This is a genomic window from Nocardioides luti, assembly GCF_014212315.1.
GTDB lineage: Bacteria > Actinomycetota > Actinomycetes > Propionibacteriales > Nocardioidaceae > Nocardioides > Nocardioides luti.
This window is the reverse complement of sequence record NZ_JACKXE010000001.1, coordinates 2,576,921-2,603,760: the sequence shown is the minus strand read 5'-3', so window position 1 is coordinate 2,603,760 and position 26,840 is coordinate 2,576,921. Positions and strand designations below refer to the sequence as shown.

At 72.6% G+C, this 26,840-nt stretch carries 25 protein-coding genes; 12 read left to right on the top strand and 13 right to left on the bottom strand.

Going from position 1 to position 26,840, the window contains the following annotated elements; all coding sequences use genetic code 11:
- Positions 1-35: 35 nt before the first annotated feature.
- Positions 36-812, top strand: coding sequence for a hypothetical protein (locus tag H5V45_RS12355; protein WP_185253198.1), 777 nt, complete (start codon positions 36-38; stop codon positions 810-812).
- A 57-nt stretch (positions 813-869) separates the two neighbouring features.
- Here H5V45_RS12355 and H5V45_RS12350 read toward each other — a convergent pair whose 3' ends face one another.
- The gene (locus H5V45_RS12350) at positions 870-2,303 is read right to left on the bottom strand and encodes a hypothetical protein (RefSeq protein WP_185253197.1); all 1,434 of its coding nucleotides are present in this window, start codon (positions 2,301-2,303) and stop codon (positions 870-872) included.
- A 99-nt stretch (positions 2,304-2,402) separates the two neighbouring features.
- Between H5V45_RS12350 and H5V45_RS12345 the strand changes: the two genes are divergently transcribed.
- Entirely contained in the window at positions 2,403-2,924 is a 522-nt protein-coding gene (locus tag H5V45_RS12345; RefSeq protein ID WP_185253196.1) for an ATP-binding protein, read from the top strand.
- Here H5V45_RS12345 and H5V45_RS12340 read toward each other — a convergent pair.
- The 5 genes from H5V45_RS12340 to H5V45_RS12320 all read right to left on the bottom strand — a co-directional run bounded on the left by H5V45_RS12340 (position 2,914) and on the right by H5V45_RS12320 (position 8,244).
- Positions 2,914-3,228, bottom strand: coding sequence for a S1 domain-containing protein (locus H5V45_RS12340; RefSeq protein WP_221633994.1), 315 nt, complete (start codon positions 3,226-3,228; stop codon positions 2,914-2,916). The genes H5V45_RS12345 and H5V45_RS12340 overlap by 11 nt on opposite strands.
- Positions 3,229-3,265: 37 nt before the next feature.
- Positions 3,266-5,455, bottom strand: a complete 2,190-nt coding sequence (locus H5V45_RS12335) for a UvrD-helicase domain-containing protein (RefSeq protein WP_185253194.1) — start codon at positions 5,453-5,455, stop codon at positions 3,266-3,268.
- Positions 5,456-5,590: 135 nt separating this feature from the next.
- Complete coding sequence (locus tag H5V45_RS12330) at positions 5,591-6,865, bottom strand: hypothetical protein (RefSeq protein ID WP_185253193.1); 1,275 nt, start codon at positions 6,863-6,865, stop codon at positions 5,591-5,593.
- Entirely contained in the window at positions 6,862-7,434 is a 573-nt protein-coding gene (locus tag H5V45_RS12325) for a SigE family RNA polymerase sigma factor (RefSeq protein WP_185253192.1), read from the bottom strand. Before H5V45_RS12325 ends, H5V45_RS12330 begins: the two co-directional genes overlap by 4 nt.
- A 45-nt stretch (positions 7,435-7,479) precedes the next feature.
- Positions 7,480-8,244, bottom strand: a complete 765-nt coding sequence (locus H5V45_RS12320) for an enoyl-CoA hydratase-related protein (RefSeq protein ID WP_343061542.1) — start codon at positions 8,242-8,244, stop codon at positions 7,480-7,482.
- 66 nt (positions 8,245-8,310) lie between these two features.
- Between H5V45_RS12320 and H5V45_RS12315 the strand changes: the two genes are divergently transcribed.
- From H5V45_RS12315 to H5V45_RS12270, 10 genes are all read left to right on the top strand, one after another.
- Complete coding sequence (locus H5V45_RS12315) at positions 8,311-9,852, top strand: molybdopterin-dependent oxidoreductase (RefSeq protein ID WP_185253190.1); 1,542 nt, start codon at positions 8,311-8,313, stop codon at positions 9,850-9,852.
- A gap of 101 nt (positions 9,853-9,953) precedes the next feature.
- Positions 9,954-10,610 carry a fasciclin domain-containing protein gene (locus H5V45_RS12310; protein ID WP_185253189.1) on the top strand — a complete coding sequence of 219 codons (657 nt, stop codon included), beginning with the start codon at positions 9,954-9,956 and terminating at the stop codon, positions 10,608-10,610.
- Positions 10,611-10,703: 93 nt separating this feature from the next.
- Positions 10,704-11,252, top strand: a complete 549-nt coding sequence (gene sigK / locus H5V45_RS12305) for an ECF RNA polymerase sigma factor SigK (RefSeq protein ID WP_343061541.1) — start codon at positions 10,704-10,706, stop codon at positions 11,250-11,252.
- A complete protein-coding gene (locus H5V45_RS12300) occupies positions 11,249-12,010 on the top strand; it encodes an anti-sigma factor (protein WP_185253187.1) in 762 nt (253 codons plus the stop codon). Before sigK ends, H5V45_RS12300 begins: the two co-directional genes overlap by 4 nt.
- Positions 12,010-14,043, top strand: a complete 2,034-nt coding sequence (locus H5V45_RS12295) for an FAD-dependent oxidoreductase (RefSeq protein WP_185253186.1) — start codon at positions 12,010-12,012, stop codon at positions 14,041-14,043. The genes H5V45_RS12300 and H5V45_RS12295 overlap by 1 nt, the downstream gene beginning before the upstream one ends.
- Entirely contained in the window at positions 14,040-15,365 is a 1,326-nt protein-coding gene (locus H5V45_RS12290; protein WP_185253185.1) for an SAM-dependent methyltransferase, read from the top strand. The genes H5V45_RS12295 and H5V45_RS12290 overlap by 4 nt, the downstream gene beginning before the upstream one ends.
- On the top strand, positions 15,362-16,666 hold the full coding sequence (locus H5V45_RS12285; protein ID WP_185253184.1) for an SAM-dependent methyltransferase: 1,305 nt from the start codon (positions 15,362-15,364) through the stop codon (positions 16,664-16,666). Before H5V45_RS12290 ends, H5V45_RS12285 begins: the two co-directional genes overlap by 4 nt.
- Entirely contained in the window at positions 16,663-17,451 is a 789-nt protein-coding gene (locus H5V45_RS12280) for a DUF1295 domain-containing protein (RefSeq protein WP_343061540.1), read from the top strand. Before H5V45_RS12285 ends, H5V45_RS12280 begins: the two co-directional genes overlap by 4 nt.
- Before the next feature lie 27 nt (positions 17,452-17,478).
- Entirely contained in the window at positions 17,479-18,960 is a 1,482-nt protein-coding gene (locus tag H5V45_RS12275; protein ID WP_185253183.1) for an ABC transporter permease subunit, read from the top strand.
- A complete protein-coding gene (locus H5V45_RS12270) occupies positions 18,957-19,772 on the top strand; it encodes an amino acid ABC transporter ATP-binding protein (protein WP_281385832.1) in 816 nt (271 codons plus the stop codon). Before H5V45_RS12275 ends, H5V45_RS12270 begins: the two co-directional genes overlap by 4 nt.
- On the opposite strand, the gene H5V45_RS12265 is transcribed toward H5V45_RS12270, so the two are convergent.
- From H5V45_RS12265 to H5V45_RS12235, 7 genes are all read right to left on the bottom strand, one after another.
- Positions 19,769-20,215, bottom strand: a complete 447-nt coding sequence (locus H5V45_RS12265) for a hypothetical protein (protein WP_185253182.1) — start codon at positions 20,213-20,215, stop codon at positions 19,769-19,771. The two genes, H5V45_RS12270 and H5V45_RS12265, sit on opposite strands and share 4 nt — an antisense overlap.
- A complete protein-coding gene (locus H5V45_RS12260) occupies positions 20,212-20,415 on the bottom strand; it encodes a DUF5652 family protein (RefSeq protein ID WP_221633993.1) in 204 nt (67 codons plus the stop codon). Before H5V45_RS12260 ends, H5V45_RS12265 begins: the two co-directional genes overlap by 4 nt.
- A gap of 24 nt (positions 20,416-20,439) precedes the next feature.
- Entirely contained in the window at positions 20,440-20,865 is a 426-nt protein-coding gene (locus tag H5V45_RS12255; protein ID WP_185253181.1) for a PLDc N-terminal domain-containing protein, read from the bottom strand.
- Between the two features lie 44 nt (positions 20,866-20,909).
- A complete protein-coding gene (locus tag H5V45_RS12250) occupies positions 20,910-21,974 on the bottom strand; it encodes a YhjD/YihY/BrkB family envelope integrity protein (protein ID WP_185253180.1) in 1,065 nt (354 codons plus the stop codon).
- A 64-nt stretch (positions 21,975-22,038) separates the two neighbouring features.
- Complete coding sequence (locus H5V45_RS12245; protein WP_185253179.1) at positions 22,039-23,205, bottom strand: acyl-CoA dehydrogenase family protein; 1,167 nt, start codon at positions 23,203-23,205, stop codon at positions 22,039-22,041.
- Positions 23,202-25,148, bottom strand: a complete 1,947-nt coding sequence (locus H5V45_RS12240) for an ATP-binding protein (RefSeq protein ID WP_185253178.1) — start codon at positions 25,146-25,148, stop codon at positions 23,202-23,204. The genes H5V45_RS12245 and H5V45_RS12240 overlap by 4 nt, the downstream gene beginning before the upstream one ends.
- A 7-nt stretch (positions 25,149-25,155) precedes the next feature.
- Positions 25,156-26,769 (bottom strand): acyl-CoA carboxylase subunit beta, encoded by a 1,614-nt coding sequence (locus H5V45_RS12235; protein WP_221633992.1) that lies wholly within the window; start codon positions 26,767-26,769, stop codon positions 25,156-25,158.
- Positions 26,770-26,840 lie beyond the last annotated feature (71 nt).

The following is a 26,840-nucleotide window of genomic DNA, read 5'->3' as shown; positions in this document are numbered from 1 at the left end:
CCCCGTGACCCGCCGGCCGGGTCTAGGGTCCCGCCATGACTCGGCTGCTGGCGGGCACGGTCGCCACCGCGACGGCGAGCGCGCTGCTCGTGGCGTGCTCCACCTCCCCGGCCTCGCTCGAGCGGGCGACCGCCGACCTGCCGGGCGTCGTCAGGGTCCGGGCCCAGGAGAACGACGGTGACGACGACATCCCGTTCGCGGAGATCCCGAAGTACCTCACGATCACGATGACGGCGGACGCGTCCGCGGCCCAGGTCATGGACGTCTTCGACGCCTACGGCGGCGAGATCGACGACGGCAGCGTCGAGTCCGTCGAGGTCACCCTCGAGGGGTCGCGGCACGCGACCCTGGCCACCGGCGCGGGCATCCACGCCGACCGGACCATGGTCGACGACCTCGTGGCCGCCCAGCGCGACGCCGGAGTCGTCCGCTTCCGCCGGGAGGCCTACCCCGTGCTGCCGAACGCCAGCATCCGGCTCGACGACACCGCGACCCTGGACGAGGTCGTGGCGGTCGCGGACCGGTACGCCGCCCTCGAGGAGATCGAAGCCTTCGACGTCGCCGCCGGGCCCTACCGGCTGAGCCTGGACACCGCCAACGGGTCCACGCGGCTCTACGAGGAGCGGATGCGTCTCACCCGCCGTCTCGCCGCGCGCTTCCGGCTGCTGGGAGTGGAGGTCTCGAGCGACGGCCCGATGGAGATCGCCGTCGCGGCGTCTGACCGGAAGGCGCTGGACCACCTCCTGCGCCGGAGCCGGGGAGCGGCTTCGCTCGGACGGGTGGAGGTCCGGACCGTGAGCGCCGAGGGGTAGTGGCGGTGGGCACCGACTGACCCAGGTCGCCATCCACCAGCTCGAGTCTCGCCGGACCTACGGCTCGTCGGGGTCGTCGCCGACCAGGGCGCGGTAGTCCGCCTCGTCGAGCGGATGCGTGCCGGTGTGGTCGACGATGCGGAAGCAGCCGTTCGGCGTACGCCAGACGATCTCGCCGGTGGGCAGGGGCGTGGCGGTGTAGCCCAGGTGGGTCTTGGCCCGGTGGGCGGTGCGGCCGAGTGGCTGTGAGGTGTGGGAGTGGGTCTGCCCCGGCGGACCGTTGGGGTCGTAGGGCACCGGGTGGTCGTGGTCGACGTGGCGTGAGGTCCGGGTGGCGTGGGGGAAGGCGTCGACCGGGCGGAGCAGGTGGATCCGCTCCTTGAGCCACTCGGGGTGCTCGTAGCCGTTCACGCTGACCCGGTCGGCGAGGTCGATGACCGGCTTCACGGTGACCTGGGCGTGGGCGAGCAGGTCGCGGACCTGGGCGAGGGTATGCGGGCCGATGTCCTCGACCCGGGCGACGCCGGACATCCCGGCCAGGGTGGTCTCGTGCACGTGCACGTAGACGCACCCGCGGGGCCGCAGCCTCGCGGGGTCCACGGTGCGCAGGGTGTCGAGCAGGTCGGCGGGCACCGCCAGGGCGCGGGACGGCGAAGAGGCATCCTCGGGTTCGGGAGCCTCGGGCGCGTCGGGCGCCGGCACGTCAGCGGACTCGAGCATGAGGACCAGGAGGTCCGCGGGGCGGGCCAGCCAGCCCATCGCGATCGAGCGGAGGACGTCGCGCGGCATGTCCGCGTGCTCGGGTCGGCTCGCGAGGATCTCGGCGACGCGGGTGACCGTGGCATCGATCCACACGGCGTCGCCGGCGCTCACCCGGGCGACGATCGAGCGCAGGCCGTGCGGGTCGGTGCGGAGCAGGGTCACGTGGCGGCGCTGCTCCTCGGCACGGCGCCGCAGCTCGTGGGACTCGAGGTCGGCCTCGATGACCTTGGCGTCCGCGATCGCGAGGACCCGCGACGGGCTCTCGCCGGTGATCGCGGCCGCGACGGCGTCGTCGACGAGGTGCACGACCTCGGCGGAGAGCTGCCGGGACTTCGTGGCCACCTTGCACGCGAGCCAGGGCTCGGCCTCGAGCGAACGGACCAGCGACCAGAGCCGGGGCAGCCGGTGCCGGAGGTCGAGCACGTCCGCGACGGTCGACCGGGCCGCGAGGGTGTGGACGCTCCGGGCGACACCGAGCTCGACCAGCGTCAGCTCCCGCACCGCGGGAGTGCCCTCACCCCCGACCCGGACGAGGCGGTCGCTGCCGGGCGGCCGCGGCATCCCCGGCACCGGCCGCGGATCCCACCGGGGGTCGCTCGCGTGGAGGTCCGCCCAGTGGGCGACCAGCAGCAGGTCCTCCACCTCGGCCGCCCGGCGCCGGCGCACCCCCGACTCGAGCGCAGCGAGCGTGTCGCCGGCATCGAGGTCGTCGATCGGGAGGATGGCCACGTCTCATGATAATCGAGTATCTGTTCGAATACAAGGTTAGAGGCACAATCTCCCGCGAGCGAGAAACTGCCCGCGCCCGCGACGGGCTACCGTCGCCGCGTGATCGTCTGGCTCAACGGCACCCACGGCGCAGGGAAGACCGCGACGAGCATCCACGTGCAGCGACTGCTGCCCGATGCGCGGATCTTCGACGCCGAGAAGGTCGGCGAGGCGCTCATGGACATCACGCCGGGGCTGCCGGAGCTGGGCAACTTCCAGCACTGGCCGCCATGGCGGCCCCTCGTGGTCGAGACCGCGCGCCACGTGCTCGCCTACACCGGCGGCACCTTGGTGATGCCGATGACCGTGCTCGTCGAGGCCTACTGGAACGAGATCAGCACCGGCCTCGCGGACCACGGGATCGGCGTCCGCCACGTCGTGCTGCACGCCGACGAGGCCACCCTGCGCCGGCGGATCGACGGCGACACCACCCTCGGGCCCTCGCCGTTCCGCCACGCCCACGTCGAGGCGTACGCCGAGGCCTCACGCACGTGGCTCCACGCCGCCGCCGAGGTGGTCGACACGACCGACCTCACACCCGCGCAGGCCGCCGGGCAGGTCGTCGACCGGCTCAGGCTCTGAGCTCCGGGCCGCCGCTCGACCCGTCCTCGAACGACAGGTCGAGCGTCGACGAGTACGCCGCGCCCCCCGGCCCGGCCGCCTCGACAACCGCCTCACCCCGCCCCGAGTCGAGCGGCCACACCTCGACCGCACGGAAGTCGAACCCGTCCTGGCCGGGCGCCTCGAAGGTGAACCCCACCGCCTGCCCGGCGCTCAACGACCGGTAGCCCGGCACCAGCACGGACGAGTAGTGCGCCCAGCACCCGCCCGGCGTCGCGTCGGAGTCGAGGACGCCCCAGCCGTCCCCGGCGTGCCAGACCCGCACCCGGCCCGTCGACGACTCCCCCACGGCAGGCCGGCCGTCAGGACAGGATCGTCAGCAGCTGCGTGGCGCGGGTGAGCACGACGTAGAGCGTCGCCCGCCCGGTGGCGGACTCGTCCTCGATCTCCTGCGGCCGCACGACGACGATCCCGTCGAACTCCAGGCCCTTGGTGTCGAGACCGGTCAGCACGACGATCCGGTCCTCGCCGGACGGCGTGACCGACGAGTCGACCGCGGCCCGGGCGTGCGAGGCGTCGTCGGCGACCTCCGGCCACGACGCCAGCCAGGCGTTGACCTCGGAGCGCCGCGCGACCGGGACGACGATGCCGACGGTGCCGCCGACCTGGCCGGCGATCTCGACGACCGCCTCGCGGGTGGCGGCCTCGAGGTCCGAGACCCCGGTGACCTCGCGGGGTGAGACCCCCGTCGACCGCACGGCGGTGGGGAGGTCGGCGTCGAGGCCGACGCGCTGGGCGTACGCCGCGGCGTACTCGTAGATCTCGGAGCTGTTGCGGTAGTTCGTGGACAGGTGGAACTCGTGCACGACCTTGCCCTCGAGCGCGGCCGCCCGGGCGGCGGCGGACTCCGCGGGCACCGGCCACGACGACTGGGCCGGGTCGCCGACGATCGTCCAGGACGCGGTCCGGCCGCGGCGGCCGACCATCCGCCACTGCATCGGTGTGAGGTCCTGCGCCTCGTCGATGAGCACGTGCGAGAACGGGTCGTCCTCGATGCGGTGGGTGGGCGGTGCCCAGGCACGGCCGGTGGGGGCGTACTCGCGGTCGGCGGCCGTCACCAGCTCCTGCATGTCGACGCCGCCCTCGGCGAGGGACATCGTGTCGTCGAGGTCGCGCTCGTCCTCGGTCTTGGCGGGGACGTCGCCCAGGGCGTAGCGCAGCTCGTCGAGCAGCGGCACGTCCCCGACCGACAGCGACGGACTGCCGCTCCACGACTTCGCGAGCAGCCGCTGCTCCTCGGCTGTCAGCAGGCCGTCGGCGACGCGGGAGAGGAACTCGGGCTCGCGCAGCCAGTCCAGGACCTGCGGCGCGTCGAGCGGCGGCCACCAGGCCACCGCGAAGTCCACGAACCGGTGGTCGCCGAGCATCTCGTCGTTGAACGCCTCACGGCCCCGGTCGCGACCGCGCTCGCCGCGCACCTGGCGCCACATCGCGTCGAGCAGGGTCGGGGCGACGCGGGGCAGCTGACGGTTGCGGCGGCCCTGCGACATCAGCTGGCGGCGCAGCCGGCCCAGCGTGCCGCGGTCGAGCACGATCGTGTCGTCGCGCCAGAAGATGCGGAACTCCTGCGGGCTGCCCGGCGCCTGCTGGCGCGAGGTGCGCCGCATCAGCTCGGCCATCCGCTCCGAGCCCTTGACGTCGGCCACGGCCGGCTCGTCGTGCCGCGTCGCGCGGACGCCGTCGACGACCTCGCCGAGGCTGCGCAGCGCGACCGCGGTCTCGCCGAGGCTCGGCAGCACCCGCTCGATGTAGCGCATGAAGACGCCGCTCGGCCCGACCACGAGCACGCCACCGCGCTCGTAGCGGCGGCGGTCGGTGTAGAGGAGGTACGCCGCCCGGTGCAGCGCCACGACGGTCTTGCCCGTCCCGGGGCCGCCGGAGATCGCCACGACGCCCTTGCCGGGCGCACGGATCGCCTTGTCCTGCTCGGCCTGGATCGTCGCGACGATCGAGTGCATGGACCGGTCGCGGGCCCGCGACAGCTGGGCCATCAGCGCGCCCTCGCCGACGATCGGCAGCTGGTCGGCGCCCTCGACGGTCGGGTCGAGCAGCTCGTCCTCGACGCCCACGACGTCCGGGCCGACGCAGCGCAGCACCCGACGGCGTACGACGTGGTGCGGCTCGGCCGCGGTGGCCTGGTAGAACACGGCGGCGGCGGGCGCCCGCCAGTCGATCAGCAGGGAGTCGCGGTTGCCGTCGCGCAGGCCGATCCGGCCGACGTAGCGCGGCTCCGCGTCGAGCTCGGGGTTCAGGTCGAGACGGCCGAAGACCAGGCCCTCGTGGGCGGCGTCGAGCTGGGCGATCCGCTTCGCGGCCTGGAAGACCATGGCGTCGCGCTCGACGAGGCCGCCCTCGTGGCCGAGGCGGCCGCGCTCGTGGCCCTCGCGCGCCAGCTGCTGGGCGGCGCGAGCGGACGACTCGAGCTGGACGTAGACCTTGTCGACAAAGGCCTGCTCCTGGGCGACCTCGCGCTCGACGAGCTCTTCTGCCACGTGCGACTTCCCCTCAGACCCGAAACTTCCCCCGGATGCCGGCACGCGGAGCGCGCGGGCGAGTGAAGAAGCCTACCTGCTGCGGGTCCCCGTCGAGCCGGCATTCCGCGCCTTCACCCTTCGGGGTGCCGCGCCTCACTCCGCCCGGACGTAGCGCGCCACCCCGAGCCGCAGGTCCGGCCGCAGGCGCGCGCCGGTCGCCCGCAGGCCGACGGTGTGGTCGCCGGCGGGGATGAGCTGCTCGGTCGAGCCGGACCCGCCGGCCGCGAACGTCCCCGCCCCGGGCCGACCGTCGGCGAGCGTGCGGACGACCCCGCGGCCGGTGCGCCCGAAGGCCAGCACCGCGAGCGTCTCCCGGCCGTCGACGCCGGCCACCTCGAGCGTCCGGGCACCGGGCTCGTTGCTCGTCGTGTCGACGAGCGTCCACAGGTGCCCGTCGTGCTCCACGGTCCGGGCGACCGCGGTCCCGGCGAGCTTCTCGACCGCCGGCGCCGGGGTGTACGCCGCCACGCCGATGCGCAGGTCCGGGTCCTCGACCACCGGCCCGTGCTCGCCGTCGGTCACCCACATCCGCAGGGTCAGGTCCGACGCGTCGCTGCGGCCGAGGGTGGAGCCGTAGCCGCCGCGACCGGCCGGGTCGAAGAGCGGGTCGTCGCAGCCGCCGCCGAAGACGAGCTGCTCGCCGTTCTGCGAGATGTGGATCCAGGCACCCTTCGGCCCGCCGGCGCACACGTAGGACACCTGGATCGGACCGGCATCCCGGCTGCCGACGAAGGCGACGTCCGCGTCCCCGGGGTCGCCGATCGCGACACCGGCCAGGCGCTGCCCGGCCACCTCGTCGCGGAAGGTCACGCCGTACGCCGTGGCCCCGGCCGGCACCGCGTCGGTGAGGTCGTACGCCGCCAGCGCGACCGGCCCGGTGCCGGTCAGCGTGAAGCGCCCGCCCGAGCGCGGCGGCACGAAGGTGAAGTCGCCGAAGTCGTCGGCCTCGAGCACCCGCGGCTCCTCGCCGGGCGCCCGCAGCACCACACGGTCGTCCGTGCCCTCAGTCGCCCACGACAGCAGCCGCGGCCGCTCCGACTCCGGCAGGTCGAGCACGGCCCGGCCGTCGCCCTGGCGCGCCCGGTCGAAGGCGTAGGTGTAGCCCAGCGAGGTCAGCGAGGCCGGCGCGACGTGGCCGGCCAGCGTCCGGTCCGCCACCGGTGCCGACCGGTCCGCACCGACCGCCAGCGTGGTCGCGACGGCGGCCGCCACGACCGCGGCGGCCACGCCGCCCAGGACCGACCGGCGGCGACGCCGCACGGCCCGGACCCGGGCCCGCACGGCGACCGGCCGGACGTGGAGGTCGTGGTCGGCGAGGCCGTCGGCGTGCCGCTCGAGCGTGCTGCGCAGGTCGTCGATGCTGCTCATCGCAGGTCCCCCTGGTCGTCGTCGCGGGCCAGCGCGGGGTCGATCCGCAGCTTGGCGAAGGCCTTGCTCGTCTGGCTCTTGACCGTCCCGACGGAGCAGCCGAGCAGCCGCGCCGTCTCGGCCTCGGTCAGGTCCTCGAAGTAACGGAGCACCACGACCGCCCGCATCCGCCGCGGCAGCCGCTCCATCGCCCGCCACAGGTCGTGCCCCGCGTCGGCCGTGTCGGTCCCGTCGGCCCCGCCGCCGCGCTCGGGCAGCTCCTCGGTCGCGAGCTCGCCGTTCCAGCGCCGCCGCCACCAGGAGGCGTAGGTGTTGACCAGCACCTTGCGGACGTACGGCTCGGGGCGCCCCTCGATCCGCGACCAGGCGAACCACGCCTTGGCCAGCGCGGTCTGGAGGAGGTCCTCGGCGAGGGCGTGGTCGTGGGTGAGGAGGTACGCCGTGCGGAGCAGTCCGCCCGAGCGGGCCGCGACGAACTCGTCGAACCCGACGGCGTCGCCGCTCCCGCTGTCGCCCACCGGTCCCCCCGTGGCGGTCAGGGCTCCCGAGGGCCCGGCCAGTGCTGTCATGCCCGTAGTGACCCGGCGGGCGCCGGAAAGGGTTGCCCGGTCGCGCTACTTCTTCTTCGGGCGGTTGAGGAAGGCCGTCATCGCCTCGCGGGCCTCGTCCGAGGCGAACAGCCGCGCGCTGAGCGCCGCCATCTCCTCGCCGTGCGCGTCGATCCGCGCCACGAGGTCGCGGTTGAGGATCCGCTTGGACTCCCGCAGCCCCTGCGGCGCGCCGGTCGCGAGCGAGGCGCAGACCTCCTCGACCCGCGCGTCCAGCTCGTCGGCCGGCACCGCGGCGGTGACCAGGCCGTACGCCGCGGCGTCGCGGCCGCCGAACACCTCGCCGCCGAGCGTCGTCAGCGCCGCCGCGCGCGGGTTCATCCGGTGGTGGACCGTGAGCGAGATGATCGCCGCTGCCAGCCCCAACTTGACCTCGGTGAGCGCGAAGGTCGCGTCCTCCGCGGCGATCGCGACGTCGGACGCGGCCACGATGCCGATCCCGCCCGCGCGCACCGCCCCGTGCACCCGCACCACGACCGGCTTGGCCATCGTGGCGACCAGGCGCTGCAGGTCGACGATCCGCCTCGCGCCGACCTCCATGCCCTCGGTGCTCGCCTCGGACAGGTCGGCCCCGGAGCAGAACACCTTCCCCTCGGCCCGCACCAGCACCACGCGCACCGCGTCGTCGGCCTCGGCGGCCTCGAGGTGCGCGATCAGCTCCGTCACGAGCTGGCGCGAGAGCGCGTTGCGGTTGTGCTGCGAGTCGAAGGTGATCGTGGCCACCGCGTCGGCGGTGCCGTAGTGGACGAGCTCGGCGGGGGTCTCGGACATGGCCGCCATCCTGCCCCAGGACCGCCCCGGACACATCCGGAAGGCCGCCCGCTCCGAACCACCGGTATGAGAAATCGCTTCGCCTACGCCGGCTTCGGCATCCTGGCCACCCTCGTCGGGGTCGCCACGGGCCACTTCGTCGCCTCCCTGCTGAACCCGTCGTCCTCCCCGGTCCTCGCGGTCGGCTCCCAGGTCATCGACCTGACGCCCACCCCGATGAAGGAGTGGGCGATCCGGCAGTTCGGCACCCACGACAAGACGATCCTCGTGGGCAGCGTCTTCCTCGGCGTGCTGGTCTTCGCCGCGATCGGCGGCCTGCTCGCCCGCAAGCGCTTCGTGCTCGGCGCCGCGCTGCTCGTGCTGCTCGTCGCGATCGCCGGCTACACCGCCCTCTCGCGCCCGGCCGCCGGCGTCCAGGACGCGATCCCCGCCCTGGCCACCGCGGTCGTCGGCGTGGGCGCCCTGTGGCTGCTCGACCGGACCTGGCGTCGCGCCCCCCTCACCGGCTCCGCCCCGAGCGAGGACACCCACGGCGAGGCCCGGGGCGCCAGCCGCCGCGGCGTCCTCGTCGCCGCCGGCGCCCTCGCGGCCGCCGCGGCCGTCCTCGGCGGCGCGGGCCGCTGGATCACGTCGTACCGCACGCGTCCGGAGAACATCGACCTCCCCGCCGCGAAGGACCCGGCCCCGAAGCTCCCGGCCGGCCTGGACGAGAAGGTCCCCGGCATCTCGCCGTTCCGCACGCCGACCAAGGACTTCTACCGCGTCGACACCCGGCTCACGCTGCCCGTCGTCACCAGCCAGGGCTGGTCGCTGACCATCGACGGCGACGTCGACAACGAGGTGTCGTTCAGCTACGACGACCTGCTCGCGATGGACCTGATGGAGCGCGACATCACGCTCACCTGTGTCTCGAACGACGTCGGCGGGAAGTACCTCGGCGCTGCCCGCTGGCTCGGGGTCCCGCTCAAGGACCTGCTCGACAAGGCCGGCATCGACAGCACCAAGGCCGACCAGCTGCTCAGCACGGACGTCGACGGCATGACCATCGGCACCCCGCTCGACGTGGCGCTCGACGGTCGCGACTCGATGATCGCCGTGGGCATGAACGGCGCACCGCTGCCGCGCGAGCACGGCTTCCCGGCCCGGATGATCGTCCCCGGCCTCTACGGCTTCGTCAGCGCGACCAAGTGGATCACCCGAATGACGCTGACGACGTACGCCGAGCAGGACTCGTACTGGACCAAGAAGGACTGGGCCACCGACGCCCCCATCAAGATCTCCAGCCGGATCGACACCCCCAAGCCGCTGTCCACGATCGACCCCGGTCGCACCGTCATCGGCGGTCTCGCCTGGGCCCAGCACCAGGGCGGCATCTCCAAGGTCGAGGTCCGCGTCGACGGCGGCGCCTGGCAGGAGGCCCGGATGGGTCCGACGGGCGGCCAGGACTACTGGCGCCAGTGGTACCTCCCCTGGACGGCCGAGAAGGGCCAGCACTCGCTCGCGGTCCGCGCGATCAGCGGCGACGACGAGAAGCAGACCGCCGCCCGGGCGACGCCGTTCCCCGACGGCTCGAGCGGCATCCAGGAAATCGTCGTCACTGTGGCCTGAGTCACCCCAAATCTCCTGAGAAACCTCAGATCCGCCCAATCCGGAGCGGTCCCCGCCCCGAATCACTCGTGTAAGTCACCACAACGGAAGGTCCAACCCTCATGAAGCTCAACACCACCATCCGCAACACCGGCCTCGCCGCCGCGGCGCTGAGCCTGTCGTTCGGCCTCGCCGCCTGCAGCAGTGACGACAGCTCCACCACCGCTTCGGACGACACCTCGTCGTCCGCTGCCGCGCCGTCCCCGACCGAGGAGTCCTCCTCGGCCGCGACCGACGCCGGCGCCGACACCTTCGGCCCGGGCTGCTCCGCCATCCCCACCGAGGGCGACGGCTCCTTCAACGGCATGGCCACCGCCCCGGTCGCCACCGCCGCGAGCGCCAACCCGCTCCTCAAGACCCTCGTCGCCGCCGTCACCAAGGCCGGCCTCGTGGACACGCTGAACTCGGCCGACGCCCTCACGGTGTTCGCCCCGACCGACGACGCCTTCGCGAAGATCCCCACGAAGACGCTCAACGCGGTGCTCGCCGACAAGAAGACGCTCACCAAGATCCTGACCCACCACGTGATCGCCGGCCAGCTCGGCCCGGACCAGATCGCCGGTGAGCACGACACCCTCGCGGGCGACACCCTCAAGGTCGAGGGCTCGGGCGACAACTTCACCGTCGCCGGTGACAACGCCAAGGTCCTCTGCGGCAACATCCCGACCGCGAACGCCACGGTGTACGTCATCGACACCGTGCTCATGCCGGCTGCCTGATAGTCGCCAATGAGCCTCGGACAGGAGAGGATTGACGTCGTGGACCCGATCCGACCTGTTGCCCCCGGTGCCCCCTCCTCGGAGGGGGCACCGGTGGCGCCCGAGCTCGCCGAGCTGCTGAAGCTCAGCGGGCGCGGGGACGAGGCTGCCTTCGCCCGGCTGTACGACGCCACCTCGGCCCGGGTCTTCGGACTCGCGGTCCGGGTGGTCCGGGATCCCGCGCAGGCCGAGGAGGTCTGCCAGGAGGCCTTCCTGGAGATCTGGAAGACCGCCTCCCGCTACGACGCCGCCAAGGGCAGTGCCCTGGCGTGGCTGTTCACGATCGTCCACCGCAAGGCGGTCGACCGGGTCCGCTCGGCCGAGGCGTCCACGCGGCGGGACACGTCGTACCACCACAAGAACCAACCCACGGAGCACGACACGACGGCGGAAGCCGTCCAGGCCTCCTTCGAGGCCCGCCGGGTGCGCGGCGCGCTGCAGACCCTCACGGACGTCCAGCGCCAGGCACTCGAGCTGGCCTACTTCGGCGGCTACACGCACACAGAAGTGGCGAGCATGCTCGACCTCCCGGTCGGCACCGCCAAGACACGAATACGAGACGGACTGATCCGTCTCCGAGACGCGATGGGAGTAGGCGCATGAGCGACCTCAACGGCGACATCCACGCACTGTCCGGCGCCTACGCCGTCGACGCGCTGGACGACCTCGAGCGTGCCCGCTTCGCCCGCCACCTGGCGGAGTGCAGCGAGTGCCAGGCCGAGGTCGACAGCCTCCGCGAGGCAGCCGCGATGCTGCCCGAGCTCACGACCCTGACGCCCTCCGGCGCCCTGCGTCAGCGCGTGCTGGCCGAGATCGCCACGGTCCGCCCGCTGGCCCCGGTCGTCCCCGCGCACCCCGCCGCGGCCACGTCCGGCACCGCCCGCTCCTCGCGTCCGGGTCGTCCCTGGCTGCGCGGCCTCGTGGCCGCCGCCGCGGTCGTCGCCACGCTCGGTGCCGGCGGCATCGTGTGGGACCAGCTCGCGGGCGACGACACCAGCCAGGTGCCGCCCACCCTGTCGGCGGCCGAGCAGGTGCTCGCCTCCCCCGACGCCGTGACGCGTACCCAGAAGCTCGGCCAGGGCGGCGAGGCCACCGTCGTCGCGTCCCGGTCGCTCAACAAGATCGTCGTGATGACCAAGAACCTCCCCCCGCTCACCGACGACCAGATCTACGAGATGTGGATCCGCGACGCCCAGAAGGGCATGGTCAAGGCCGGGCTGATGACCGCGGAGGACGCCACCGTCGTCCTCGACGGCGACATCCAGAACGCCACCGGTGCCGGGATCACCGTCGAGCCCGCCGGGGGCTCGCACGTGCCGACCACGACGCCCATCGCCGAGTTCAGCTTCGAGAACGCCTGATGGGACGCCACCCGTCACGGCGGGTCGCGGTCGTCGGGTCCGGCGTTGCCGGGCTGACCGCTGCCCACGTCGCCTCGCGCACCGCGTCCGTCACCCTCTACGAGGCCGACGAGCGCCTGGGCGGCCACGCCGACACGCACCGGGTCACCGAGACCCGGCCCGACGGCACCGAGCACGTCCTCGGCATCGACACCGGCTTCATCGTGCACAACCGGCGCACCTACCCGGTGCTCCTGCGCCTCTTCGCCGAGCTCGGCGTCGCGACCCAGGAGTCCGAGATGTCGATGTCGATCCGCGACGACGGCACCGGCCTGGAGTGGGCCGGCGCGCTCGGCCGCAAGGGCGTCTTCCCCACCCGCGACAACCTCTCGCGCCCGGCGTACCTCCGGATGCTGACAGAGATCCCGCGCTTCCACCGCCGTGCCAAGGCCGTGCTGGCGCAGGGCGCGGACGGCCCGGACACCACGCTGCGCGAGTTCATCGAGGCCGGCGGGTTCACGCCGTACTTCACCCGGCACTTCATGGAGCCGGTCGTCGCGGCCGTCTGGTCGTGCGACCCCGAGGTCGCCCTCGACTACCCCGCGCGCTACCTCTTCTCCTTCCTCCAGCACCACGGGATGCTCAGCATCTTCGGCTCGCCGACCTGGCGCACCGTGACCGGCGGCTCGCACGAGTACGTCCGCCGTGTCGGCGCCGGCATCCACGACGTCCGCACCGGCACCAAGGTGACGTCCGTGCTCGAGACCTCCGACGGGGTCGAGGTCACCGACGGCAACGGCACGACCGCGACGTACGACGCCGTCGTCATCGCCACGCACCCCGGCCACGCCCTCACGATGCTGGCCGAGCCGACCGACCTGCACCGCGAGCTGCTCGGCGCCATGCCGTACTCCCCCAACACGGCGCTGCTGCACACCGACACCTCGCTGCTGCCCCGCGCGGAGAACGCCCGCGCGTCGTGGAACTTCCTGCGCCCCGAGCGGGCCGGTGAGGGCGTCACGGTCACCTACGACCTGACCCGCCTCCAGCGGCTCGACACCAAGACGCACTACCTCGTCACGCTGGGCGGCGAGCACCTCGTCGACCCCGCGACCGTGATCGACCGGATGGAGTACGAGCACCCGCTCTACAACCCGGTCTCGGTCGCGGCCCAGGCCAGGCTGCCCGAGCTGAACACCGGGCGGATCGCCTTCGCCGGCGCCTACCACGGCTGGGGCTTCCACGAGGACGGCGCGCGCTCCGGGCTCGCCGCGGTGGAGCACCTCGGCTTCCTGTGGTCGACCGAGGAGGACGTCGCGACGACCGTGCCCACGGGCGTCTACGACACCACGATCAGCCACGTCCGCCGCCGGCCCTTCGAGCGCACCTTCACGAACCGCTCGCGGACCTGGCTCGTCGACCTCGACGACCTGCCCCGCCACGGCCGGCTGGCCCCGGTGCTCGGCAGCTTCGAGGCGCGCGACCACCTCGGCGACCCGTCGCGCAGCATCCGGGAGAACGTCGAGGCGTTCCTCGCGCAGGAGGAGGGCCTCGACCTCCAGGGCGGCCGGATCGTGATGGCCGCGCACGCCCGCGCGTTCGGCTACTGCTTCAACCCGATCAGCGTCTTCTGGTGCTTCTCGGCCGGCGGGGCGCCCGTCGCCACCGTCGTCGAGGTGCACAACACCTACGGCGACCGGCACGCCTACCTTGTCCACCCGGACGAGCAGGGCCGGGCCACCACGCCGAAGGCGATGTACGTCTCGCCCTTCCACGGCACCGACGGCACCTACGACCTGGCCGTCCCCGTGCCATCCGCGCTCCCCGACGCCCGGCTCCACATCGCGGTCAGCCTCCGCACCGACGACGGCGCGGTCTTCAGCGCCTCGCTCAGCGGCACCCGCTCCTCGGGCGGCGACCGCCGCGACGGCTGGCGCGCGGCGCCCTCCGCACTTCTCGGGTCCTTGCTCATCCGCGTCCACGGCATCGTGCTGTGGGCCCGTCGACTGCCGGTCCGCCCCCGACCGGCCCACTCACAGGAAGGCGTGCGATGACCCTCGCTCCCGCCCGACCCTCGGCGAACTACTGGCCCGGCCTGGACGTCATCCCGTCCGGTCCGCGGGCCGCCGTCTCCGCCCGCATCGCCCGCCGGCTCTTCCGCTCCGCGGTCAACCGCCTCGACGTCACCGTCGAGGTGGCGGCCGGCGCGTCCTCGCCGGCCGAGACCCTCGGCCGCGGCGGCCCGGTCGCGACCGTGCACCGTCCCGACGAGTTCTTCGCGCGCCTGGGCCGTGCCCAGCTGATCGGCTTCGGCGAGGCCTACCTCACCGGGTCGTGGGACTCCGCCGAGCTCGGCGAGTTCCTCACCGTGCTGGCCTCCGAGGTCGCGGACCTGATCCCGCAGAACCTCCAGAAGCTCCGGGCCCTGGTCGTCTCGCGGCCGCCGCGCTACCACCGCAACAGCACCACGAACACCCGCGGGAACATCGCGCACCACTACGACCTGTCGAACGACCTCTTCGAGCTCTTCCTCGACCCGACGCTGAGCTACTCCTCGGCGCTCTTCGACGGCGCCGTCGTCCCGGCCCACGACCGCACCGGCGACCTGCTCGTCGCGGAGGCGCCGTACGCCGCCACGCCGGAGGTCTTCGAGGAGGCCCAGGCCCGCAAGATCGAGCGGCTGCTCGACCAGGCCGGCGTCACCGACGGCTCCCGCGTGCTCGAGATCGGCTCCGGCTGGGGCGAGCTCGCCATCCGCGCCGCGCGCCGGGGTGCCACCGTCGTGACGATCACGCTGTCGACCGAGCAGAAGGCGCTCGCCGACGCCCGCATCGCCGACGCCGGGTTCGCCGACCAGGTCGAGGTCCGGCTCTGCGACTACCGCGACGTCACCGGCAGCTACGACGCCGTGGTCTCCGTCGAGATGATCGAGGCCGTGGGCTGGCAGTACTGGCAGACCTACTTCGAGACCATCGACCGGGTGCTCGCGCCCGGCGGCAAGGTCGGCATCCAGGCGATCACCATGCCGCACGACCGGATGCGCGCCACCAAGAACACCTACACCTGGATCAACAAGTACATCTTCCCCGGCGGCTTCCTGCCGTCGGTGCAGGTGCTCGACGAGATCACCCGCGAGCACACCGGGCTGCGGCTGACCGGCCGGCTCTCGATGGGCGCGCACTACGCCGAGACGCTGCGGCTGTGGGACGAGGCCTTCGAGTCCGCCCACGACCGGGTCGTCGAGCTCGGCTTCGACGAGACCTTCCTGCGGATGTGGCACTTCTACCTGGAGTACTCCCGCGGCGGCTTCGCGTCGGGCTACATCGACGTCAACCAGCTGACCTTCACCCGCCCTGACGAGGAGAGCGCCCGATGACGACGACCGACCAGCGCACGACGACGCCCACCGCGGTCGGCGTCGCCCACCAGCTCGCCGAGGCGGTGCGCCCCTTCGTCGGCGGCGACCTGCCGGTGCGGCTGCGCGCCTGGGACGGCTCCGAGACCGGCCCCGTGGACGCTCCGCTCGTCGAGCTCACCTCCGCCGACGCCGTACGCCGTCTGCTCTGGCACCCGGGCGAGCTCGGGGCCGCGCAGGCCTACGTCACGGGCGAGCTCGAGGTCCACGACCAGGGGGGCTGGACGCTCGACTCCGCCCTCACCCATGCGTTCTCGGTCGCTCGCGACCGGGGACTGAGCGGTGGGCGACCGACCCCCGCGGCCGTCGTCCAGGCGGTACGCACGGCCGTCGGCATTGGTGCACTCGGCCGCCCACCGGCTCCCCCGGCCTCCCAGGCCAACATCAAGGGTCGCCTGCACAGCGCGCTGCGCGACCGCCGCGCGATCAGCCACCACTACGACCTCTCGAACGAGTTCTACTCGCTGATCCTCGAGCAGTCGATGGCCTACTCCTGCGGCTACCACGTCACGCCGGACGTCTCCCTGGAGGAGGCGCAGAAGGCCAAGCTGGACCTGATCTGCACCAAGCTCGGCCTCGAGGAGGGCATGACCCTGCTCGACGTCGGCTGCGGCTGGGGCTCGCTCTCGCTGCACGCCGCCGAGCACTTCGGCGCGCAGGTCACCGGCGTCACGATCGCCGCCGAGCAGAAGAAGTTCATCGACGCCCGGATCGCCGAGCGCGGCCTGCAGGACCGCGTCGAGATCCGGCTGCAGGACTACCGCGAGGTGCCCGAGCGCGGCACCTTCGACGCCGTCTCCTCGATCGAGATGGGCGAGCACGTCGGCGAGAAGAACTACCCGACGTACGCCGAGGTCCTGCACCGCTCGGTCCGCCCCGGCGGCCGGGTCCTGATCCAGCAGATGTCCCGCAGCGGCCGGTGGCCCGGTGGCGGCCCGTTCATCGAGTCGTTCATCGCGCCGGACATGTACATGCGCCCGGTCGGCGAGACCGTCGCGTACCTCGAGCGTGGGGGGCTCGAGGTCCGCGACGTGCACGGCCTGCGGGAGCACTACGTGCTGACCGTCGCCGGCTGGCTCGAGCGCTTCGAGGCCAACGTCGAGCGGCTCACCGAGCTCGTCGGCGAGGAGGTCGTCCGCGTGTGGCGCCTCTACCTCGTCGGCGGCGCGATGGCCTTCCGCGACGGCCGGATGGGCGTCGACCAGATCCTCATGGTGCGTCCCGGTGCCGCCCACACGCTCCCGGCCGTGCGGACCTGGTGAACGACGTCCTGCAGGTCCTGCTCGTCGCCCTGGCCACGGCCGCGGGGCTGATGGCCGTGACCGCACTGATCGCCCGCGCCGTCGACCGCGTCGCCGTGGTCGACATCGCGTGGGGACTGGGTTTCGTCGCGATCGCTGCCACGACGGCGCTCGCGGCGAATGAAGGAGCGGCTCGGCGGTGGGTCGTGCTGGCGCTGGTGGTTCTATGGGGGTTCCGCCTCGCCTGGCACATCCGCCGCCGGGCCGTGGGCCACGGGGAGGACCCGCGCTACGAGGAGCTCCTCGGTGGCCGTCTCTCCGAGGTCGGCCTGGGCGTGGCGGTCCGCAAGGTCTTCCTGGTCCAGGGCTTCGCCCTGTGGCTGATCTCGCTGCCGGTCCAGGTGGGCGCGGCCCTCGAGGTCCGGTGGTGGCCGCTGGTCGTCGTCGGCTCGGTCGTCTGGCTCGTCGGCATCGTCTTCGAGTCCGTCGGTGACGCCCAGCTGGCGGCGTACAAGGCCGACCCGGACCGCGGCCCGGTCATGGACCGCGGTCTGTGGGGCTGGACCCGGCACCCGAACTACTTCGGCGACGCCTGCGTCTGGTGGGGCATCTGGCTCGCCGGCGGCCTCGCCTCCGGCTGGCTGCCCGGCCTGCTGACGCTCGTCGCCCCGATCGCGATGACGTACTTCCTGGTGTTCGCCACCGGCGCCCGGCTGCTGGAGCGGACGATGATGCAGCGCGACGGCTACCCCGAGTACGCCCGCCGTACGTCGATGTTCTTCCCGCTGCCGCCCCGGAGGCGTTGAGCCGACCCTGCTGGGTACGGTGGCTCGGTGCGCCTGACCCGACTGCTCGTCCTCCTCCTCGTGGGCTGGGCGGTGCTGGTCGGTCTCGCCTCGCCGGCGTCGGCCGCGTCCCGCGACGACACCCCGCGCGTCGTCCGGGTCGGGACCGAGGGCACCTACCCGCCCTTCACCTACCGCGACCCCGCCACCGACCAGCTCACCGGCTTCGACATCGAGGTCATGAAGGCCGTCGGCGAGCAGGCCGGCTGGGACGTGCGCTTCGTCGAGGCGCCGTTCGACTCGCTCTTCCCCGCGCTCGACGCGAAGCGCATCGACGTGATCGCCAACCAGGTCACGATCAACCCCGAGCGCAGCGCGCGCTACCTCTTCAGCACGCCGTACACCTACTCCCACGGCGTCATCGTCACGGCCAAGGGCACCGACGACATCACCACGCTGGCGGACCTGAAGGGCCGCACGACCGCGCAGACGTCCAGCAGCAACTGGGCGCAGGTGGCCCGCGAGGCCGGCGCCAAGGTGCAGTACGTCCAGGACTTCGGCCCCGGGGTCGAGCTGCTGGTCCAGGGACGCGTCGACGCCATCGTCAACGACAACATCGCGGTGCTGGACTACCTCGCCTCGTCCGGCAACGACCAGGTCAAGATCGCCGGCGACGCCGGGGACGAGACGCTCCAGCAGGCGTTGACCTTCCGGCAGTCCGACCCCGCGCTGCAGCAGGAGGCCGACCAGGCGCTCGCGGCGCTGGCGAAGGACGGCCGGCTCGCCGCGATCTCGGAGAAGTACTTCAAGGCCGACGTCACGGTCGAGAAGGGCTCGGGCGACGTCTCGGTCAAGGGCTCCGACACCTCCCGCTCCACCTGGCAGGTCGTGCAGGACACCGCCTGGCCGATGCTGCGGGGCCTGCTCGTCGGCACCGTCCCGCTCACGGTCGTGTGCTTCGTGCTCGGCCTCGCGATCGCGCTCGCCGTGGCGCTGGCGCGGATCTCGTCGGTGCGGCCGCTGCGGGCGGCCGCCCGCGGCTACATCTCGATCATCCGCGGCACCCCGCTGCTGGTGCAGCTGTTCCTCATCTTCTTCGGGCTGCCGCAGGTCGGGATCAAGCTCGACCCCTACGTCGCCGCCGGGATCGCCTTCAGCCTGAACGTCGGCGGGTACGCCGCCGAGATCCTGCGCGCGGCGATCCTCTCGGTGTCGCGCGGGCAGTACGAGGCCGCGACCGTCATCGGCATGGACTCCTGGCAGTCGATGCGCCGCATCGTGCTGCCGCAGGCCGCGCGGATCGCCGTACCCCCGCTCTCGAACACGCTGCTCTCGCTGGTCAAGGACACCTCGCTGGCCTCGCTGGTGCTGGTCCCGGAGCTGTTCCACGAGGCGCAGATCGCGGCGGCGCTGAGCACGGAGTACCTCCCGCTGTACGCGCTGGCCGCCCTGTACTACTGGGTGGTCTGCTACCTCATCACGCTGGCCCAGGGCCCGCTCGAGCGACGACTGGGCAGGTACACCGCATGAGCACTCCTCCCGACGTCCCCCCGGCCGACGTCCCCCCGGCCGACGCCCCCGCAGCCGACCTGATCGAGGTCCGCGGCCTGCGGAAGTCCTTCGGCGACACCCCGGTGCTGCGCGACGTCGACTTCACCGCCACGGCGGGCACGGCGACCGTCTTGCTCGGTCCCTCGGGCTCGGGCAAGACGACCGTGTTGCGCTCGCTGAACGTGCTCGAGACGCCGGACGCCGGGCTCGTGCGCGTCGGCCCGACCGCCCTGGAGTTCCCCCTCACCGGCGACAAGGCGGCCCGGCGGCAGGCCGTCGCGGAGCTGCGCGCCCGCAGCGGGATGGTCTTCCAGTCCCACAACCTCTTCCCCCACCGGACCGTCCTGGGCAACCTCGTCGAGGGGCCGGTGCAGGTGCAGAAGCGCGACCCCGACGAGGCGGCCGCGGCGGCCCGGGTGCTGCTCGAGCAGGTCGGCCTGGCCGGCCGCGAGGACGCCTACCCCTCGCAGCTCTCCGGCGGCCAGCAGCAGCGGGTCGGGATCGCCCGGGCGCTCGCCCTGCAGCCCGAGGTGCTGCTCCTCGACGAGCCGACCTCCGCCCTCGACCCCGAGCTGGTCGGCGAGGTGCTCGGTGTCATCCGCGACCTCGCGCGCGAGGGGTGGACGCTGCTGATCGTGACCCACGAGGTCCGCTTCGCCCGCGACGTCGCCGACCAGGTGCTCTTCCTCGACGGCGGCGTCGTCGCCGAGCGCGGGGGCGCCGAGGTGCTCACCGACCCCCGCGAGGAGCGGACCCGGCGGTTCCTGCAGCGCGTGCTCGACGCGGGCTAGGCCCGCGGCCGGGCGGGCTCGCACAGGCGATTCAGCTGACTGTGTGGTGGATCCGGTTCACCTGGTGAACCGGATCGACCACGTAGTGGCACGACGCGTCGGCGGAACGCCACCAGCGCCGCGGCGACCACCAGCACGACGACCGCCACCACGGCGAAGACGATCATCAGGTCGAGCAGGAACGCGACCCCGTGCACCTGCACGGGGTGCTCCCAGGGTGAGTCCAGACCCACTGTGCCGGGCAACGGCGGGTCGGTCGAGGTCAGGTCCTGGTGCACCCAGACCAGGGGCCGGCCGAAGCCGACGGACGCCAGGTCGCGGCGACGACCGACGAGCACGGGCTGGCTCAGGGCCTCCATGACGACGAAGACCAGGGAGAACAGGAACGCGACCGGGACCCCGAAGGCCACGAGCGCGAGGAGCCAGGAGCGGGGGCGAGTCATGACCGGCGACGGTCCCGGCCGAGGAGGTACCACGCGATCGCACCCAGGGGCGAGAGGAAGAAGATCACCAGCGCCCACAGCAGCTGCCCGGCGCGCAGCGCCTGCCACAGCGGCCAGAGGACGAAGACCACGGCGTACGCGACGAGCAGCAGGACGAAGCCGGCCGAGGGCACCAGGTAGTTCGTCTCCAGGATCGTCACGCGCAGAACCCAGCCGTCGTCACGTCAGGGCTGCTCGGGCGCGTCACCCTCGCGGCGCCCCTTGCGGAAGCGCTCGCGCTCCTCCTCGGCGAGCCGCTCGCGCTCGCGGCGGGCGAGGTCGTGGGCGCGGCGCTGCTGCTCCGCGCGCTCGCGGACCTGCCGCAGGAACTCCTCGTCCTTGGCGGCGTCGGCGGGGGCGGCGCGGCCGGGGCGTTCGTACTCCGGGAAGCCGGGCGCGGCGCCGGTCGACGAGCGCGGAGCGTTGGTCTCGGGTCGGCCGGCGACCAGCCAGGCGATCGAGCCGACCAGCGGGAAGAGCAGCACGAGCAGGACCCAGGCGACCTTGGGGAGGTTGCGGATCCGGCTCTCCGGGGTGCTGATGACCTCGACGAGGCAGAAGACGAGCAGGGCGAAGGACACGACGCCCACGAGAAGATCGAGCTTGATCACGCGAGAAGTGTGCGCGATCCCGGTCGATCTGTCCCGGGAAAGCCTCAGGCGCGTCCGGCCTTGCGGTCCGCCTCGGGGGTGGGCTCGTCGGCGTCGCCGGTGTCGCCCGGGGCCGCGGCCTCCTGGGGGACGCTCGGCAGGCCGTCGAAGGTGACGTCGACGGTCTCGAAGCCCTTGTGGCGCTGGGCGCGCGCGTAGCCGGTGTAGGCGCGCCGGTCGGCCTCGGTCAGCTCGACGGCGTCGGTGAACGGCGTGAGCAGGGCGCGCGGCCACAGGTGCCGCACGAGCACGACGTTGACCTGGATGCCGATCAGCGCCATCACCGACGCGACGTAGATGATCCCGATCAGGCCGAGAACCAGGCCGAAGGTCTTGTTCATGTTGCTGGTCTCGGTGAGCACGTGGGTGGCGTAGTAGGTGCCGATGAACTGCAGGCCCTGCCACAGGATGGCGACGACGAAGGCGCCCGGGGCCGCCTCGCGGAAGCTGAGCTTGCGCGACACCGTGAAGCGGAAGAGCAGGCTCAGCACGCCGCCCACCAGGAGCACGGTCACGAGGGTGATCAACCAGCGCAGCGCGGAGCCGGTGTCCTGGCCGAGCACCTTCGTGCCGGACCCGACGGCCGAGAGGATCGAGACCGCGATGACCGCGAGGCCGGCGCTCAGCAGGATCAGCAGGCTCTTGACCCGCATCAGGATCGGGTTGGGCCGGCTGTTGCGCGGCACCGACCAGGCGATGTTCATCGCGTTCTGGATCGCCTGCCCGAGGCCGAGCGAGCCGTAGAGCGCGGCGAGGCCACCGACGACCACGCCGACGGTGGAGCCCTGCAGGCCCTCGGGGCGGCCGAGCTGGTCGCCGATGATCGGGAACTGCGCGAGGGTGGTGTTCAGCAGCCGCTGCTGGAGCGCGGGGTTGCCCTGCAGGAAGAAGCCGAAGATCGACGAGGCGAGCAGGAGCAGCGGGAAGATCGCCACGAACGCGTAGTAGGTGATGATCGCGGCCAGGTAGTTGCTCTGGTCGTCGAAGAACTTGTAGATGACGGCGATCGGCGCCGCCAGCCACGGGGTCCGGCGCTGCAGCCTGTCGGCGCCGTCGACCACGTTCCCCACGCGGCCGAGGGTACCGGGCCGACGACGCCGGTCCGGAATCCCCGGACCGGCGTCGAGGCGCGGATCAGTACGACTTCGGCAGGCCCAGCGAGTGCATCGCGACGAAGTTCAGGATCATCTCCCGGCTCACCGGCGCGATCCGCCCGGCGCGGGTCGCGACGAGGAGGCCGGCCATGCCGTACTCCTGGCTGATGCCGTTGCCGCCGTGCGTCTGCACCGCGCGGTCGACCACGTCGCAGGCCGCCTCGGCGGCGGCGTACTTCGCCATGTTCGCGGCCTCGCCGGCGGCCATGTCGTCGCCGGCGTCGTAGAGGGCGGCGGCCTTCTGGTTCATCAGCCGGGCCAGCTCGATCTCGATGTGCGACTGGGCCAACGGGTGGGCGATCGCCTGGTGGGCGCCGATGGGCGTCTGGAAGACCGTGCGCTCCTTGGCGTACGCCGTCGCCTTCTCCAGCGCGAAGCGGGCCAGGCCCAGGGAGAACGCCGCGGCCATGATGCGCTCCGGGTTGAGCCCCGCGAACAGCTGGACGAGCCCGCCGTCCTCGTCGCCGACCAGAGCGTCCGCCGGCAGCCGCACGTCGTCGAGGAAGACCTGGAACTGCTTCTCCGGCGAGACGATCTCCATCGGGATCGGGTTCGCCTCGAATCCCTCGGCATCGGTCGGGACGACGAACAGGCAGGGCTTGAGCTTGCCGGTGCGGGCGTCCTCGGTGCGCGAGACGACCAGGACGTTCTCGGCCTCGTCGATGCCCGAGATCCAGATCTTGCGACCGTTCAGCACCCAGCCGTCGCCGTCGCGGCGCGCGGTCGTGGTGATGTTGTGGGAGTTGGTGCCGGCGTCCGGCTCGGTGATCGCGAAGGCCATCGTGCCGGTGCCGTCGGCGAGGCCGGGCAGCCACTTCTGCTTCTGCTCCGGGGTGCCGTAGCGGGTGATGATGGTGCCGCAGATCGCCGGGCTGACGACCATCAGCAGCAGCGGGCAGCCCTGGGCCGCGAGCTCCTCGCAGACGGCGGCGATGTCGCCGATCCCGCCGCCCCCGCCGCCGTACTCCTCGGGGATGTTGATCCCGAGGTAGCCGTTCTTGCCGATCTCCAGCCAGAGGTCGGTGGTCTTGCCGCCGCTGCGCGCCTGGGCCGTGAAGTACTCGCGGCCGTACTTGCCGGCCAGCTTCGCGACCTGCTTGCGCAGCTCCTGGCGCTCCTCGGTCTCGCTGAACGGGATCTGGGTCATGACTCTTCTCCTTCGACGACGGCCAGGACTTCACCGGCGGCCACCTGGGCCCCGGGGCGCACCTCGATCTGGGTGACCGTGCCGGCGTGCGGCGCGCTCACGGTGTGCTGCATCTTCATCGCCTCGAGCACCAGCACCGGCTGGCCGGCGGCCACCTCGGTCCCGACCTCGACGGCCACGCTGACCACGGTGCCGGGCATCGGCGCCAGGAGGCTGCCGCTGCCGACGGCGTCCGCCGGGTCGGTGAACCGCGGGACCCGGGTCAGCCGGACGTGCCCGCGCGGGGAGTCGACGTCGGCGCTCCCGCCGGCGCCGAGGACCACGGCGTACGTCGTCACGTCCTGCTCCACGCGAAGCCGGACCCAGCCGGGGCCGTCGGCGAGCACCTCGGCGTCGACGTCGGGGAAGCCGATCCCGTCGCGGCCGCCGGACCAGGCGACGACCTGCTCGTCCTCGCCCCGGCGCCACGTCACCGTGGGCGGGGCGCTGCGCACGTTGCGCCACCCCGTCGGGATGCCGCGCTGGACGGTGCGCCGGTCGTCGGTGTCGCGCAGGAGGGCGTGGGTCGCGGCCAGGGCGGCGCCCGGGTCCTCCAAGGCGGACGGGGCCGGCCGGTCGACGAGGAAGTGGGTGCTGACCTCGCCGGACAGGAAGACCGGGTCGCGCAGGATGTCGACGAGCAGGTCGCGGTTGGTGACCAGGCCGTGCAGCCGGGCCTTGGCGAGCGCGTCGGCGAGCCGCCGGGCCGCTTGGTCGCGGGTGGGCGCCCAGGCGATCACCTTGGCGAGCATCGCGTCGTAGTGCGTCGAGACCTCGTCGCCCGACACGAAGCCGGTGTCGAGGCGGACGCCGGGCCGGTTGAGCAGGTCGAACTCGGCGGTGACCCCGGGGATCTCGAAGAGGTCGAGGGTCCCGCTCTGGGGCTGCCAGTCGGCGGCCGGGTCCTCGGCGTAGAGCCGCACCTCGATCGCGTGGCCGTAGGTCTCGCCGATCGCGCGGACGTCCAGCGGCCGCTCCTCGGCCACCGTCAGCTGGAGCTCGACCAGGTCGACGCCGTGCACGAGCTCGGTGACGGGGTGCTCGACCTGGAGGCGGGTGTTCATCTCCAGGAAGAAGAAGCGGTCCGCGTCCGCGTCGTACAGGAACTCGACGGTCCCGGCGCCGCGGTAGTCGATCGCGGCGGCGGCCGCCCGGGCGGCCTCGTGGAGGGCCGCGCGGGTGGCGTCCGGCAGCAGCGGGGCCGGCGTCTCCTCGACGACCTTCTGGTGCCGGCGCTGGACCGAGCAGTCCCGCTCGCCGAGGACGAGGACGCCCTCGACGTGACCCACGACCTGGACCTCGACGTGGCGGCCGTGCTCGACGTACGGCTCCACGAAGACGGTGCCGTCGCCGAACGCCGACGCGGCCTCGGCCGAGGCCTTGTCGATCTCGCCGGGCAGGTCGACCAGGGCGCGGACGATGCGCATGCCGCGACCGCCACCGCCCGCGGACGCCTTGACGAGCAGCGGGAGGTCGGCCTCGGTCGCGGTGTCCGGGGTGAGGTTGCCCAGCACCGGGACGCCGGCGGCCTCCATCAGCTTCTTGGACTCGATCTTGGAGCCCATCGACTCGATGGACTCCGGCGCCGGGCCGACCCAGGTCAGACCGGCGTCGAGGACGGCCCGGGCGAAGTCGGCGTTCTCGGACAGGAAGCCGTAGCCGGGGTGGACCGCGTCGGCGCCCGTGCGACGGGCGGCCTCGAGGACCAGGTCGGCGCGCAGGTAGGTCTCGGCGGGGGTGTTCCCGGGCAGGCGGACGACGTGGTCGGCCTCGTGCACGAACGACAGCCCCGCGTCGGCGTCGGAGTGGACGGCCACGGTCTCGATGCCGAGGCGGCGGCAGGTCGCGAAGACGCGTCGGGCGATCTCGCCGCGGTTGGCGACGAGGAGTCTCTGGATCGTCATGGTGCCCTCACATCCTGAAGACGCCGAAGCGGTCGGTGCCCTCGACGGGCACGTTGTCGATCACGGACAGGCAGATGCCCAGGACGGTGCGGGTGTCGCGCGGGTCGATGACGCCGTCGTCGTACAACATCCCGGAGAGGAAGTGCGGCAGCGACTGCTCCTCGATCTGCGCCTCGACGATCTCCTTGATGCCCTTGAAGCCCTCGGCGTCGAAGGGCTGGCCCTTGGACTCCGCGGACTGCTGGGCCACGATCTCGAGGACGCCGGCGAGCTGCGCCGGCCCCATCACGGCGGACTTCGCCGAGGGCCAGGTGAAGAGGAAGCGCGGGTCGAAGGCGCGGCCGTTCATGCCGTAGTTGCCGGCGCCGTACGACGCCCCCATGACCACGCTGAGGTGCGGGACCGTGGAGTTGCTGATCGCGTTGATCATCATCGCGCCGTGCTTGATGATGCCGCCCTGCTCGTACTCCTTGCCGACCATGTAGCCGGTGGTGTTGTGCAGGAACAGCAGCGGGGTGTCGGTCTGGTTCGCGAGCTGCACGAACTGCGTGGCCTTCTGCGCCTCCTGCGAGAACAGCACGCCCTGGGCGTTGGCGAGGATGCCGATCGGGCGGCCGTGCAGCTTCGCCCAGCCGGTGACCAGCGAGGTGCCGTAGAGCGGCTTGAACTCGTCGAAGACCTGGCCGTTCGTCGCGCTGACGCCGTCGCAGATCCGGGCGACCACCTCGCGCGGGTCGAAGGGCTCCTTGAGGTCGGTCGGGACCAGGTCGAGCAGGCCCTCGGGGTCCTCGTCGGGCTCGGCGTACGCGTTCTCGTTGGTCGAGGCACGAAGCTCCCTGGTGGTTGAGGAAGGACGAAGTCCTGTCTCGAAACCACCCCTCGAGACCGCCTTGCGCCAGTTCAGCCGGGCGACGATCCGCCGGCCGATCCGGATCGCGTCGCGCTCGTCCTCGGCGAGGTAGTCGGCCAGCCCGGAGGTGCGGGCGTGCATCTCGGCGCCGCCGAGCGACTCGTCGTCGGACTCCTCGCCGGTGGCCATCTTCACCAGCGGCGGGCCGCCGAGGAAGACCTTGGCCTGCTCGCGCACCATCACGGTGTAGTCGCTCATGCCGGGGACGTAGGCGCCACCGGCGGTGCTGTTGCCGAAGACCAGGGCGACGGTGGGCACCTTGGCCGCGCTGGAGCGGGTGATGTCGCGGAAGAGCTTGCCGCCCGGGATGAAGATCTCCTTCTGGGTCGGGAGGTCGGCACCCCCGGACTCGACCAGGGCGATCGTGGGGAGGCGGTTCTCCTCGGCGATCTGGGAGGCCCGGAAGATCTTCTTGACCGTCCACGGGTTGCTCGCGCCGCCCTTCACCGAGGGGTCATTGGCGGTGATCATCACCTCGACGCCCTCGACCACGCCGATGCCGGTCACCACCGACGCACCGACCGCGAAGTCCGAGCCCCACCCGGCCAGCGGGCTGAGCTCGAGGAAGGCGGAGCCCTCGTCGATGAGCAGCTCGATCCGCTCCCGGGGCATCAGCTTGCCGCGGTCGTGGTGGCGGGCGACGTACTTCTCCCCGCCACCGGCGACGGCCTTGGCCTGCTCGGCGTCGAGCGCGGCGATCTTCTCGAGCATCGCCTCGGCGTTCGGTGATCGAGTAACGCCCTCAGGGATCGGTGATCGAGTAGGGCGCGCAGCGCCCGTAT

Coding starts and splice junctions, on each gene's coding strand:
- H5V45_RS12285 (WP_185253184.1), top strand. CDS start 15,362: ATGACGACGACCGACCAGCGCACGACGACGCCCACCGCGGTCGGCGTC.
- H5V45_RS12300 (WP_185253187.1), top strand. CDS start 11,249: ATGAGCGACCTCAACGGCGACATCCACGCACTGTCCGGCGCCTACGCC.
- H5V45_RS12325 (WP_185253192.1), bottom strand. CDS start 7,434: ATGACAGCACTGGCCGGGCCCTCGGGAGCCCTGACCGCCACGGGGGGA.
- H5V45_RS12265 (WP_185253182.1), bottom strand. CDS start 20,215: ATGACTCGCCCCCGCTCCTGGCTCCTCGCGCTCGTGGCCTTCGGGGTC.
- H5V45_RS12295 (WP_185253186.1), top strand. CDS start 12,010: ATGGGACGCCACCCGTCACGGCGGGTCGCGGTCGTCGGGTCCGGCGTT.
- H5V45_RS12240 (WP_185253178.1), bottom strand. CDS start 25,148: ATGACGATCCAGAGACTCCTCGTCGCCAACCGCGGCGAGATCGCCCGA.
- H5V45_RS12235 (WP_221633992.1), bottom strand. CDS start 26,769: ATGCTCGAGAAGATCGCCGCGCTCGACGCCGAGCAGGCCAAGGCCGTC.
- H5V45_RS12315 (WP_185253190.1), top strand. CDS start 8,311: ATGAGAAATCGCTTCGCCTACGCCGGCTTCGGCATCCTGGCCACCCTC.
- H5V45_RS12290 (WP_185253185.1), top strand. CDS start 14,040: ATGACCCTCGCTCCCGCCCGACCCTCGGCGAACTACTGGCCCGGCCTG.
- H5V45_RS12310 (WP_185253189.1), top strand. CDS start 9,954: ATGAAGCTCAACACCACCATCCGCAACACCGGCCTCGCCGCCGCGGCG.
- H5V45_RS12320 (WP_343061542.1), bottom strand. CDS start 8,244: ATGTCCGAGACCCCCGCCGAGCTCGTCCACTACGGCACCGCCGACGCG.
- H5V45_RS12330 (WP_185253193.1), bottom strand. CDS start 6,865: ATGAGCAGCATCGACGACCTGCGCAGCACGCTCGAGCGGCACGCCGAC.
- H5V45_RS12270 (WP_281385832.1), top strand. CDS start 18,957: ATGAGCACTCCTCCCGACGTCCCCCCGGCCGACGTCCCCCCGGCCGAC.
- H5V45_RS12245 (WP_185253179.1), bottom strand. CDS start 23,205: ATGACCCAGATCCCGTTCAGCGAGACCGAGGAGCGCCAGGAGCTGCGC.
- H5V45_RS12355 (WP_185253198.1), top strand. CDS start 36: ATGACTCGGCTGCTGGCGGGCACGGTCGCCACCGCGACGGCGAGCGCG.